Here is a 13573-nt window from a genome sequence, read left to right on the forward strand (position 1 = left end):
CTAGCTGGTAATAACCGGCCGGAGTGTTGGAGTACTGGAGTGCTGGCGTAATGGTTATATTAAAGCCCTTGTTGATAGGCAATTCATCATATTTCCCGGTATTCCATTACTCCATTGTCTAATGGTACATCGTTAGGAATCGAAAAACGAATCTGCATTTTAATATACAAGATTTTTGGAGGTGCCGCATGTACTCCGTCGCTGTACGCCGCAATTTTATAGCCAACCACTTTTTAACGGGTGGCGACTGGGGGCCGGAAAACGAAACCCATGCCCATCATTATGTGGTAGAAGCCCGTTTCGACGGACCGCAACTGGATCGGCACGGTTATCTGGTCGATATCTGTGAGATTGAAGAAACCCTGGACGGCATCGTTGAACACTACCGGGATAAGACCCTTAACCAGTTGGTGGCGTTCGAAGGGCTGAACCCCAGCCTGGAGCATTTTGCCAGAATCATCTGGCAAACCCTTGCGGAACCGCTCAAAGCGTCGAATGTCACATCGATGACGATTAAGATCTGGGAAAATGATATTGCCTGGGCGGCTTACTCGAAAGATGTATAATGCGTTTGAGCTTGATGATATATGGCAGCCTCAACACCCTGACCGGCGGTTTTCTCTATGATAAATATCTGGTGAAGCATTTGCGCCATAAGGGGCATACCGTGGACATTATCTCACTTCCCTGGCGCCGCTACGCCAGACAGTTGCTGGACAATTTGTCATTCGAACTCAAGGCCAAATTTTTCCGCAATGGTTATGATCTCATCTTACAGGATGGACTCATCCATCCTTCTCTTTTCTGGCTCAACCACAGACATCGGAAGACCCACGGCACTCCGATTGTGTCCATTGTGCATCAGGTGCTTTCCAGCCAGCCCCGCCAAAACGGTATCAACCATCTTTTTAAGGCCGTTGAAAGAAATTATCTGACCAGCGTTGATGCCTTTATCTTCAACAGTGAAACCACCCGCGGCCATGTGCAACACCTGATCAGCGGGCGCCCCCCTTTCATTGTCGCCAATCCTGGAGCGGATCGACTCGGGCACCTGCAATCACCCGAAGATATAAAAACCAGAGCCCGACGACCGGGCCCTCTGGCGCTGGTGTTTGTCGGCAATATCACACCGATAAAAGGTTTGAGCGAGCTGTTTAAAAGCCTGATGCAGTTGCCGCCGGAGACCTGGCATCTTACGGTGGTGGGCAGCCTGCGGATGGATCGCAAATATGTCCGTGGGATCCAGCGCATGATTTCGGATTATCAGATCAGCCGGCAGGTACGCCTGACGGGATTGCTCAACGGCGAAGATCTCCGCAACATTTTAGCCAACAGCCAGTTGTTTGTTATGCCCTTTTCCCATGAAGGCTTTGGCATCGCCTGCCTGGAAGCCCTGGCCTACGGTTTGCCGATCTTGGCCTCGACAACTGGAGCCGTAAAAGAATTTGTTCGCGATGGCTTAAACGGTTTTTTGATTCCGGCCGGTAAAACAAAAAAATGTGCCGACCTTATTTCAGATTTGCACCAGGACCGCGATCATCTTGTGCGTCTCAGTCAAAACGCATATCAAACCGCCCTTGCCAGACCTGGCTGGAGCGATACAATGGATGCCATCCATTATTTTCTGATCCAATTAAAAAAGAGAACCGGGCCCATTAAGCGCAAAACAACTGACAATGAACTTTAGAGAAACGAACCATATCCTATCAGAAGCAGCATTAAGCAGTCCTTCCGGCCTATCCAAATGGCTGGGATCTCTCGGGCCCGCTGCTGGGTTTTTATTGGCCTGGGGCTATTTGAATGTGATGTTCAACTTGCGTTACCCGGCTCCGCAGGAACCGCTATGGTTACCGGTGCTGATTTCCTCGGAAGCATTGTTTATTGTTGCCGTCATTTGTATCGCCACCGGCTTGAACCTGCCCTACCGCCGCAGCCTATTTGTCTTGCTAACGCTGCTGGCCATCTTCATCCGATTGTTTCGCAGCGCTGATGAATTGGTTCCGATGTATTTTTTCCGCCCATTTAACCTTTACATCGACGCGCAATTTGTGCCGGTTTTGATCCGGCTGCTGTACAAAACGCTGCCGCTAAAAACGTTTTATCTCTATATGGCAGCTGGTGCTTTTTTGTTCGCCATCATCACTGCGGGTACCTGGTGGTCTGTAATATCGATTCATCAGACGCTTACCCGCCAGAAAAAAGCGAGGATCATTGTCACCGCGATTGTCGCCGTGTTGGCCGCAACGCTGTTAGCAACCAGTGTGACGCGTAGCCGGCCGTTAGCGATTTTTCACCCTGGGATTTCCCAACGAATTGTTGAAGAAATTGATTTTATATTGCATGTTCGCGGCTACCGAACCCAAAACATGCAAACCATCCGCCAAGCAAAGGCCCTTATAGAACAAACGCCTTCATCGCTGGACAAATTGAAAGGCGCAGATGTGTATCTCGTCTTTATCGAATCCTACGGGCAAACTGTGTATGACAAGCAACGTCATTTCCGCATGATCTCACCGGTTATGAAACAGTATGAAAAAGATTTGGTGGATCAGGGGTTTGCAGTTCGTTCCGGGTTCTTTAAATCACCGGCGTTCGGCGGCAGCTCCTGGTTGGCCCACGCTTCGATTGCCAGCGGCGTCAACCTTTCCGACCAGTTGGTCTACGATCTGCTCATCACCTCTGAAGCCATCACCATAGCGCCGTTGTTTGAGAAGGCCGGATACCGGACCATCAGTGTGATGCCGGCTAATGAATTGCCCTGGCCCCAGGGTAAATTTTTCGGTTATCAAAAACACTACGATGCACAGGATTTCAATTACAAGGGGCCCCGTTTTGGCTGGTCACCGATGTCCGATCAATATGTTCTTGAAACGATTTATCGCAAAGAAATCCAGCCCCGCAGTCAGCCGCTATTTATCGAATTCGTCCTTATCAGCAGCCATGCCCCATTTCACCGGCAGCCACCGTATATAGAAGACTGGTCGCAGATCGGGGACGGTCGTATTTATCATCAAACGGAGACCGTAACTTTTCCAGTGGTTTGGCCGGACCTGGCAAACGCAGCTGAGGCTTATGTCGCAGCAATGATCTATGAGATGACCGTTCTTAAACACTTTATCACACAATATATTGACGACAGTACGCTGGTGATCATCATGGGGGACCATCAGCCCAATGTGCAGATCACCGGCCCCAACAGCAGTTGGTCGGTTCCGGTTCATGTGATTAGCCGCAATAAGCTGTTATTGGAACCGTTTGAAAACAATGGCTTCACCCCCGGGCTGATTCCGCAACAGCTGCCGCCCCACCCCGGAATGGAAACGTTCCTGCCACGCTTCCTAGAGGCATTCAGCAGCAGATAGCTATAAGTAAGATCAACAAGTACACAAACTAAATTGAGCGATTGTCGAGGTCGAAGATCCGCCTCTGGAGGGTTGTCGCAGCTACACGGCAGATGCTGTAAGATCGGCGATCCCGAAGGGTTTCGAATTCTAAAAAATAAAAAGGATAGAATTCCGATTAGATAAAGCAGTTTACCCTTTTCAGAATTCGAAGCGATCAATTTAGTACCTGAATCTTGTACGAATCAGAGGCTTTCATATGCAAGGCATTTAAGGGCGAGGCTATAGTTAACTATGCCTCGCCCTTAATAATCCGCCTGAGGCGGACCGATGGAAGCCTGAGGCTTGTCCGCCTTTGGCGGACTCGCCCATCGGGTGAAAATTAATGAGATAAAATGCTTTTGATCCATTTTACCTGGTCGGATTTTCAGTAGACTTTGCTTATTAGCTTAGCCAGCGGCCATCAAGAATTATTAAAACTTCTCATTAATTTTCATGCAAAATTTAGGCAGAATGATTTTTTGTGCATTGGGACCACAATTGAACAGCATGTCAAGAACCGACAGGTTAGCAATGAAAGGCCCCCACAGTTGTGGATAGACCCAGGCGGGGGGTTTTAGAAACCGAATCTGAAGACCCTCTTTTTCGAACAGCTCGCCATCCAGATATTTTCGCGCTTGCGGCTGCGCCAGATAAACGGAGGCCCCCAGTTGCCGGCAGATATCAACCAGCAACTGATGTCCGGTTGATTGAATGCCCAACTCCGATTGCAGTTTAATCTCAGAATCGATGTTCAGCTGCCGGAACAGATACCGTATAAATGCCATGTTCAGGTCAATGAGGCTTTCAAAACGAGCCCGGTAGGTGGCTTCGACAAAAGGCAAATGGTCGGCCAAATAGGGTGCCCGTGCATAAGCGCACTTTAGGCTGGCCAGATGTTTGCTGATCCATCGAAACGCATGGCAGATCCTGACATCATTAATCGACTGCAGACCCAGGCCTTTTTTCCAGACCGGCACCGTCAGCCACAGGGTCCCTTGATCATTTTTAAGGCGATTGCGACTGATCCATGTCGTGCCCTGTGGAAATTGAACGTTGTCAAGAATAACAAAAATATCTGATTGCCGGGCCTTGAAAAAGAAACCCGCGTACGGGATGAAGTAGGGTTGGTGGGTGCTTACTATCATGGAAGCAATTTAAACAAGTGCACTAAAGTTGGAAGTGGCCTAAAGTGACTAAAGTTAAGGAATACTGCCATTTTAATAAAAAATGATGGAGCAGAGCGACACCACAACTTTAGGCACTTTAGCTCATTTTAGGCATTTTAGACACTCCTTTTTATCTAGCAAATGCTGAGGTGCTCCTGTGTTTATGGAGCTTAGTCATATTAATGAAGATCAAGGGGTGTTAATCACTGCCAGCATTTCGTCAACGATCCGGTCGGCATCTTTGTACGCCACCTGGCAGGTCCCGACCTTTTTATGACCGCCACCACCATATTTGAGGGTTAATGACCCCACATCAACGGTGGCAGTCGGGTTAATGATACTGTGCCCGACCGAAATCATCGCAAAGGCCTTGTTCTTGCCGTTCGCAATTCGTATGGAAATATTCTGCCTGGGATACAGGACATATTCCATAAAACGGTTGCCGACCGGGATGCTCTCACAGTTCCGCAGATCAAGAACAAGGGCATCCCCTTCGATTCTGGCCGTCTGGGTAATCAGCTGCTCGTATTTGCGATTTTCTTCCTGATAAAGAACCACCCGCTCCTGAAAATCGGATAGCTTCAATATGTCGTCTACCTTTAGGGTGCGCAGCAATCGAGGCAATTTTTTCATGAGCTCCAAATTGCTGATGGTAAAGCTGCGTTTATAGCCGAGGCCGGTGCGTGGATCGGAGATAAATGCCAGCATGGTCCAGCCTTTTGGATGAAGAATTTCCTCTTTGGTAAATTGGGCCGAATCGGCTTTACCGGCAATTTCAATCAGCTCCTTAAATTTGGTTAACTTATCTGCATAATCTTTTTTCCGTCTGTAGTAATCATAGACGACTTGAGCGGCACTGGGTGCGTTTTTACTGGCACCTTTAAACCTGCCATCTAGCTGCAAGCGTTCATATTCACTGGAATGATGATCAAACCAAAGCCCACAACCGTCGACAAAAGGCACATTTGCCAGAATATCATTTTTAGTGACGGCAATCTTGTTGTCCTGCAAGTCCTTGGGATGCACGTACAGGATATCATCGATAAGCCCCAGTTCCTCAAGAATGGCCGTACAGACTGAACCGTCAAAATCCGATCGCGTCAGTAATCTCAATAGTAGCTCCCTTTTTATGCCACCGCTTCCGTTATAAATATGTTTAGTATAAAATATTTTATAACATTGGGCCAATTTTTATATCGTAAAACCAAGGTGCCGATATAAAAATTAAACCCATTCAAAACAAGGTGTATCGAATAGATATCGGCATGTTTCAGGGAAAACATAAATTTGGCGTCATCTTAATTTCACAAAAGGACGTGTTGTTTTCCGGCAGGCGCGCTATCGAACCAAAACCATCCATCATCGTTAGGGATCACGTATTGCATGTGATTCGCACATAAGTCCATGTAATACCATACAATTTGGACTGGATTCCCAATATGAAGCCACCTGTAAGCGGGGTCTCATAGGGACTGCAGAGCACGTTAAATGCACTATACCGACACGAAATTTCGCCTCGCCGAAGGGAAAACGTCATGACTGTACCACGATTCTTTCGCTCCGGAACCTTTACTTTGCACCAAGACATTGCTTCTAGGGCAAAGACATAACGGACGTCCAGCGCTCGTATTCGGTTACATGGGGCAGTGCTCTTGCTTTCAGGATGGCGATCATAGCAGGATCATTGAATCTTAAAAATGGATTGATTTTATGCTCTTGTTCAAGGCTGGAGCAGACGCAATGGGGATCATAATTTTCACGGAAGCGATCGATCTCTGAATTTGAAGGTTCAATTAATTTGGCGACCTGCATGGAATAGTTGACATAGTCATGGCCGGCATAGATGCGGGTATGATCGGAAAAACCCATAATCAATTTGATGGATTCGAAAAACCGCTGCATGCCACCGGAAAAACAGCTGCCCACATTACCGTTGAAAAGTGTATCGCCGGTTAAAAGCGTGTCGGCTGTATGGAAAATGACCGAGTCTTCGGTATGGCCAGGGGTGTGGTACACCCTGATTTTATGGCCATCAAGCACCAATTCCCTGATCCTGCTCAAGCTCTGTGCGTTCAGGTGTGCGGCGCTGGTGTGATCGATCAGCTGTTGATGACCGCAGATATGATCCGGATGCGAGTGAGTCTGGGTGACAATATCAAGTTGCAACCCCCGGGCATTGATATATTCGAGCATCGCTTCGACGGCGCCCCCATCGACCGCCAAAGCGGAAGTTTTCCCGTAAATCAGATAGCCCAGATTATCGGTTGCGTAGCGAAACTGTTTGACATGTAAGCGCATGTCGGCCATTAAACACCGGCCTCTTCGGGTGTGATCACCCGCATCTGACGTCTCTGGCCACGAATAAGGTCAATTTCAACCGGTTTTCCGATGGGCCATTCCGCCAGAAAACGATGCAGGTCATCGACACTTTCAACATCCACCTGGTTGATGGCCACGATTAAATCATTGACCCGCAATCCGGCCTGTGCGGCCGGGCTAGCAGATTCGATGGTTAACACCTCGACGGCATGACGCTTGTTTAAACCGTGAAAGCGAACGATGGGGCGGTCAAGGGGCCGCTGCCGACCTGCAATGCCCAGATAGCCGCGGCGCACCCGTCCATGAGAAAGAATCTGGGACACCACCCACCGGGCAGTTGTGCCCGGAATCGAAAAACCGATCCCCTGGGCCATGGGAATAATAGCGGTATTGATGCCCACCACCCTGCCGGCTGAATCGACCAGCGGCCCGCCGGAGTTTCCGGGATTCAGCGGTGCCGTGTGCTGGATGATATTTTCAATCAACCGTCCCTGGGTGCTTCGAAGCGCCCTTCCCAGCGCACTGATCACACCTGTGGTGACGGTCGATTGAAAACCAAAGGGATTTCCCATGGCAATGATCAATTGACCGACACGCAACCGCTCGGAGCTGCCCAGTGTTGAGCACGGCAAATAAGCGGTATCCGCCCGGATAACGGCCAGGTCGGTTGCCGGGTCCTGGCCGATGAGAGTGGCTGAGAGCGAGGTGCCGTCGGTCAAGCGGACGTTCAGCCGATCGGCATTTTGCACCACATGATCGTTGGTCAGAATATAGCCATCCGGGGCAATGACCACACCGGAACCGGCGCCGGTCTGATCCGCTTCAGTGCCGCGCCGCTGTTGACCGACTGCAATGCTGACCACAGCCGGGCCCACTGAATCCACCACCGAAACCACCGCCCGCGAATACGCGTCAAGCAACTCCAAATCGGCATCTCCGGCCGGTCTGTGCTCCGATGATTCGGTGGCATTGCTGTCGTCCGATTCTGCCGCGATTAATTTCAGCAGGTGCTCCAGTTGGGCATTCATTTACCAATGTCCTTCGGCGTTTTATGATACAGCGCAGGCTGTACTTGGTAACGATAACTAGACTAAAGATAGATATGCGATTTGGCAATTCAAGCCTGCGTCACAAAATAAAGGCCGAAAAAGCAGTGTTTTGTAAATGATTGACGTTATCTTTGAACGCCTTGATATTTCGAGATTAGCTGCTTAAGTTCACCAAGTGGCCGAAGCTGCTTCAGTCTATTAGCCCTCGTCGAGATTGATTTAGCAGCCGCCCGCCAGTCGCAGACCTATCGCAGCTGAACTTCCTGAAAGGGCAGGTTCCGACTGCGCGCCAGGCGTTTGAGGTTTTCTTCCAGAGTTTCCGCCTTGCCGTCTGGTGACGACACGCTGATGCTTTTATCTCCCACGATAAAAATTTGAACTTTTTGGGGATCAAGAAGCTGCAGCGCCAATCGGTGCAGATCTTCTTTGGTGGCACTCATGTAGGCATCCTGAATTCGTTCGAGGGTATCCAGTGGCTCCCGGCGCAAATGGTAACGCCCGTATACATCCACCAGCTCGGATTTGGTATCCACGTTAAAAACAAAGCTGTTGAGCGCATCCAGTCGCTTTAGTTCCAACTCTTTTTCGGGAATCTTATCGCGCAGGGCATCCATCAGTTTTAGCGTTTCCGCAATCGCTGCAGTGGTCTGATCGCCTTTGCAGCCAATGTAACCCACCAATTGGCCGGCCTGCCATTTATAAATTTGGTAAAAGCCGGCTGAGTAAACCAGACCCAGATCATCGCGCAACCGTTTGTACATCAGCGAGTCATTGCCTCCAAAAACAGTCATCAAAAGGCTGGCTTTCCAGTAATCCGGGTGGGTGCGTTTGACACTCGGCAAGCTCAAAATCACCTGAGATTGCACCTGGCCGGGTTTGTCGACCAGCACCACAACCGGTGGGGTCACGGCCGGATCCTTTAAATTTCGCTGCGGCGCCGGACGTTTCGGAAAAGCCTGTAAAAAAGGCCTCAAACCGGCAGTGATTTGATCTTTGTTGGTATCCCCGGCGATGGCAATGGTCATGTTTTCAGGGACAAAGTAAGTCTTTAAAAAGTCCTCCAGTGCTTTAGATGATATGTCGGGTATTGTCTGCAGGCCGATCAGCGGATCTCGGCCATAAGGGTGATCGTTGAAATGCCATATTTTACTTTCACGCATGGCCACCGACATGGCATTGCCCCCCTGCCGTTTTAGCGATACAAGCTCCTGGTTTTTGGCCACCTGCAGGACACCCGGATCAAAACCGGGTTGTGTCAGCACCTCCTGCAATAGCTTCAGCCCCTTTTCCCAGTCAGCTCTCATCACCGAAAGCCGAACCGAGGTCTGCTCTTCATCCACCGACACGCTGAGTTGAATGGCATTTTCATCCAGTACCAGGGCCAGCTCGTTGGGTGACAGTGTCCGGGTTCCACCGCGTACAATCACGTTGCTGAAAATATCGGCTAAACCGGTCTTGGACTTCTCAAGGTCAACCGATCCAGCCTTTAACAAAATCGTCAGATCAATCAGCGGCAATTCGGTATCCGGCAAGAAAAACACTTTGACCTTTTCGACCTCAAAGGTCTGGGCCCGGGGGTATACAATTTTTTGAGGGTCGCGTTTAAAAGAGAGCGGATGCTTCCATTTCTTAGGTGTGGGAAACTCGGACCTGTTTTTGAAGTCACCCTGATAAGTCAAATTGGCTGCCGCGCCAGAGCTAATATTGCGCACTTCGGTGTATTGGGCGGGCGGTTTATCGGGTTTACCACCGGGTATCACATAAGCCACGGTTTTATTGGTGGAGCGAATATATTTTTGAGCTGCGGCTTGGATGTCGGCGGGCGTAACCGCATCCAGTTGTGCCAGATAGTCAGCTAAATAGCGCCAGCCCACCTGTACCTCAAGGGTCGCCAACGTGCCGGCCAGGCTTTCGTTGCTGCGCATGCGGTCCAAAAAGTCCCGCTGGTTGAGTTTTTTAATGCGCGCCAGCTCGCGTGCAGATACTGGTGCGGTTTTAAATTTTTCGATTTCAGCAACCAGCAGGGCTTCGAGCTTTTCACAGGCGGCCAGATAGGCCTGCCGCCGCTGGTCTTCACTCATCTGATCGGCGCCCTGTTTGAAAGCTTGAGGCTCATTGGGTGATCCGCCGACAATCAGCATGCCGCCATAGCGATTATCCGGATTATAGGCCCAGGCCTCAACAGCCAACCCCTGGTTGATGATATTCTGGGTCATGCGCGCGCCCCGCCCATGGCTCAGGACCATTGTTAGAGCATCGAGGGCATAAAAATCAGCAGTGCCCATTTGAGCGCCATGGTAGCCGATTCTGACCAGCGGTGTGCGCGCGCCCTTTAAAAAACGTATGTTCCTGCGCGGTCCCTGCTGGAGCGGCTCCTGTGTGACCCTTTCAGGGGCGCGTGTTCCGGCCGGGTAACGCGCAAAATAGGTTTTGGCCATTTGTTTGGCCTGTGCCACAGTGACATCTCCGACCAGCACGCAAACCGCATTGGCGGGATTGTAGTATTTTTTGTGAAAATCAATGGCATCCTGAGTGCTGTATTTTTCCATATCGCTTTTCCAGCCGATGGTCGGATTGCGATACGGGTGGGCGGTATAGGCGGTTGCATTCAGATCCAGCCAGGCCGCCCCGCCAGGATCATTGATGTAACGAAAGGCCCACTCCCGCTGCACCACTTCTTTTTCAACGTAAAATTCACGCCAGGAGGGTTCAAGAATCTGTTCACTGGCGATGGAAAACCATTGTTCCAGCATGTCCGAAGGGACCGAAGCAATATACTGCGTCTGATCTTTGGATGTAAACGCATTGATACCCACTGCCCCGATTTTACCCAACTGGGATGAAAATGCCTGGGGCACATAGATTTTCTGGACTTCAGCGCGCAATTTTTCCATTTCAGCGCGTTTTTGCTCGATCAGCTTCTCGTTGGGAGATCGTTTCTCCTGCTCACTGAGAATGCTTTGATAGGCGGCTTCAATTTGCTGTTGCAGTTTTGCGTCTTTGGCAATATCCAGGGTGCCAAAATTTTTAGTCCCCTTGAACATCATATGCTCGAGCAAATGCGCAATACCGGTGCGACCGGTTTCTTCGAGGGACGATCCGGCACGGATTGCCAGGCGGACGGCTACCTGGGGGGTTGCCGGCCGTTCTACCACCAAAAACAGCATCCCGTTTTCCAGCTGAAATTCTTTGACATTAAGCTGAATATCAAGCGTTGAATCCGCAGCCGGGATAGGGTCTGCGGTCAAAAACAAAAGCAGGAAACCGAAAAGCAGCAATTTTTTGATACGCATGGGTGTGTCTCCGTTAATCGTTAGGATAGTGCAGCTTTTTTAAGCTCAATGAACCAATAATCATCAAAAATCATACAAGCCTATATTTTAATGGTCAAAATTAATTTGTCAAAACTCAGAGCGCATATTCGACTCTGTTTTGAGACCCGAAAATGGAGGGTATAACAAATTTCCACTAAAATCCAAGTGCCAGCCCATAAAAAACGGCCCGGTATTTAAGGGTTACCCGGCCGTTCGCAATGAATCTTAAGTTTAATTAAGTATTTGTATTTATTTATTTTTTAATTTTTACAGGGATAGAGATGGGCCCATCAAAACGCTGACCTTCACGCAATAGATGATCAGTCCCGCTTGGCCGGAGTTAATGGTGCATATCGTGGCCGAATATCGCGAACACCCAGCCCCCCAACCATTTTGGCTGCAAATCAGGCTTCGTACATGACCGCCACGATGGTGGCTTTGCCCTTTTTGGCGGCAATGTGGTGGGTGGTGGTCGACAGGTAATAGGCACTGTCACCCGGCTCAAGTTCAAAGCGATCCTCACCGATTTCCAAAACCACTTCGCCATCGAGCACAAAGATAAATTCTTCGCCTTCGTGCAGCGAGGTTTCCTTATCGGGATCTTCTTCGAGCTGAACCAAAAAAGCCTCCATATGACGCCCCTTCACATCCGGCGCCAGGCTTTTATAGGTATAGATTTGTTTGCGGCTCTTCTGAGATGTCGACCGAGTGATGGTGCGCCGCTCGTTCTTGCGGGTGATGACATACAGTTTATCGCCCACACCAGATACCAGCCGGCCGAAGGCGCTGTCCAGTGCCTTTGATAGTTTGATCACGGTGCCCAGTTGGGGCTGCAGCTCTTTATTTTCGATTTTTGACAGAAAATCAACCTCAAAACCCGTCAATTTGGATATCTCATCGAGCGACAGATCCTTTTCTTCCCGGATTTTGCGGATGCGCTCTCCAACGTCATCCACGCTCTTGGGCGGCTCCACCGGAATATCACCGGTTAAATCTTCAAAAAAGTCAAAGTCAAAATGCGGCTTTTTAATTTTATCTTGCATTTTAGCTCCTTATGGCAAATCGTTTGGTCTGATTAGATAAACTGCTGGATTACAGACTTTTGGCGCCCAGATACCTGGCGATCACCAGCCGCTGAACCTCGGAGGTGCCTTCGCCGATTTCAAGCAGTTTCTGGTCTCTGTAAAAACGCTCGATATCATATTCTTTCATCAATCCGTACCCGCCGTGCAGCTGGACGGCATGATTGGCAGCGCGATACATCACCTCCGAGCAGTACAGCTTGGCCATAGCCGCTTCTTTGGCATAAGGCAGGGCATTGTCATTCAACCAGCACGCCTTATACAGCAGCAAACGGGCGCATTCTATTTCGGTGGCCATATCCGCCAGCTTGAAAGCATTGACCTGGAAAGTGGCGATCGGGCGGCCGAACTGCTCGCGCTCCTGGCTGTATTTCATGGCCATGTCAAAACAGCCCTGAGCGCCACCGAGGCCCATAGCGCCTATGGACAGCCGGCCGCCATCTAAGGTTTTCATCATCTGGTGAAACCCTTGTCCGCGGGGTCCCAACAGGTTGTCTTTGGGAACCCGGCAATCTTCAAAATACAGTTCACTGGTATTGGAGGCGCGCCACATGAGCTTGCCGTGCATTTCTTTGGCGGTGTAGCCGGGGGTGCCGGATTCAACGATGATGCAGGACAGTTCCGGTTTGCCGTCATCCCGCACGCCGGTCCTCGCTAAAACGGTTGAGCCGGTGGTGATATCGGTGGCGGCATTGGTGATAAAAATTTTGCTCCCGTTAATGACCCACTCATTGCCGTCCAAAACGGCGGTGGTCTGGGTATTGCCGGCATCAGAGCCTGCATTGGGCTCGGTCAGACCGAATCCCCAGAGGGCCTCTCCGCTACACAGCTTGGGCAAATATTTCTTCTTCTGCTCTTCATTGCCGAAATAATACAGCGGGCCGATACCCAGTGAGTTTTCGGCGGCAACGGTGGCGGCATGCGATCCGTCAACCCGGGCGATTTCTTCAACCGCTATGATATATGATAAGTAGTCCATGGCTTGGCCGCCATATTGTTCGGAAACAAAAACCCCGAACAGCCCCAGCTCAGCCATTTTCTGCATCGTATCATAAGAAAATTCTTCTTTTTCATCCAACTCCTTGGCAACCGGCTTGATCTCCTTTTCGGCAAAACTGCGCACCGATTCACGCAAGATCTCATGGTCAGTTGAAAGGCTAAAATCCATAAGCGCTCCTTTATCATCGGAAAATCCGACAATTATCAATTGGGGTCAGTAAACGAGCATTTTTTTATACGCTGGTCTGTGGTATGGTACTT

Annotated in this window: 10 protein-coding genes; 3 read left to right on the top strand and 7 right to left on the bottom strand. The window is 49.8% G+C overall.

Annotation, left to right across the window (positions count from 1 at the left end):
- Positions 1-188 precede the first annotated feature (188 nt).
- From QNJ26_00250 to QNJ26_00260, 3 genes are read left to right on the top strand one after another with little or no spacing between them, the layout of a single operon-like run.
- Positions 189-566 (top strand): 6-carboxytetrahydropterin synthase, encoded by a 378-nt coding sequence (locus tag QNJ26_00250; protein ID MDJ0983940.1) that lies wholly within the window; start codon positions 189-191, stop codon positions 564-566.
- Positions 566-1687 carry a glycosyltransferase family 4 protein gene (locus QNJ26_00255; protein MDJ0983941.1) on the top strand — a complete coding sequence of 374 codons (1122 nt, stop codon included), beginning with the start codon at positions 566-568 and terminating at the stop codon, positions 1685-1687. Before QNJ26_00250 ends, QNJ26_00255 begins: the two co-directional genes overlap by 1 nt.
- Positions 1677-3362 carry a sulfatase-like hydrolase/transferase gene (locus QNJ26_00260; GenBank protein ID MDJ0983942.1) on the top strand — a complete coding sequence of 562 codons (1686 nt, stop codon included), beginning with the start codon at positions 1677-1679 and terminating at the stop codon, positions 3360-3362. Before QNJ26_00255 ends, QNJ26_00260 begins: the two co-directional genes overlap by 11 nt.
- 452 nt (positions 3363-3814) lie before the next feature.
- Here the strand turns inward: QNJ26_00260 and QNJ26_00265 are convergent, their stop codons facing one another.
- From QNJ26_00265 to QNJ26_00295, 7 genes are all read right to left on the bottom strand, one after another.
- Positions 3815-4528, bottom strand: a complete 714-nt coding sequence (locus QNJ26_00265) for a WbqC family protein (protein MDJ0983943.1) — start codon at positions 4526-4528, stop codon at positions 3815-3817.
- A gap of 210 nt (positions 4529-4738) precedes the next feature.
- A complete protein-coding gene (locus QNJ26_00270; GenBank protein MDJ0983944.1) occupies positions 4739-5662 on the bottom strand; it encodes an exopolyphosphatase in 924 nt (307 codons plus the stop codon).
- Between the two features lie 480 nt (positions 5663-6142).
- A complete protein-coding gene (locus tag QNJ26_00275) occupies positions 6143-6856 on the bottom strand; it encodes an MBL fold metallo-hydrolase (protein MDJ0983945.1) in 714 nt (237 codons plus the stop codon).
- On the bottom strand, positions 6856-7896 hold the full coding sequence (locus QNJ26_00280; protein ID MDJ0983946.1) for a trypsin-like peptidase domain-containing protein: 1041 nt from the start codon (positions 7894-7896) through the stop codon (positions 6856-6858). The genes QNJ26_00275 and QNJ26_00280 overlap by 1 nt, the downstream gene beginning before the upstream one ends.
- Positions 7897-8162: 266 nt before the next feature.
- Positions 8163-11210 carry a pitrilysin family protein gene (locus QNJ26_00285; GenBank protein ID MDJ0983947.1) on the bottom strand — a complete coding sequence of 1016 codons (3048 nt, stop codon included), beginning with the start codon at positions 11208-11210 and terminating at the stop codon, positions 8163-8165.
- A 425-nt stretch (positions 11211-11635) separates the two neighbouring features.
- Positions 11636-12274: an XRE family transcriptional regulator gene (locus QNJ26_00290; GenBank protein ID MDJ0983948.1), complete on the bottom strand. Its 639-nt coding sequence runs from the start codon at positions 12272-12274 to the stop codon at positions 11636-11638.
- A gap of 49 nt (positions 12275-12323) precedes the next feature.
- A complete protein-coding gene (locus QNJ26_00295) occupies positions 12324-13481 on the bottom strand; it encodes an acyl-CoA dehydrogenase family protein (GenBank protein MDJ0983949.1) in 1158 nt (385 codons plus the stop codon).
- Positions 13482-13573 lie beyond the last annotated feature (92 nt).

It is taken from the genome of Desulfobacterales bacterium (genome assembly GCA_030066985.1).
Classification (GTDB): domain Bacteria; phylum Desulfobacterota; class Desulfobacteria; order Desulfobacterales; family JAHEIW01; genus JAHEIW01.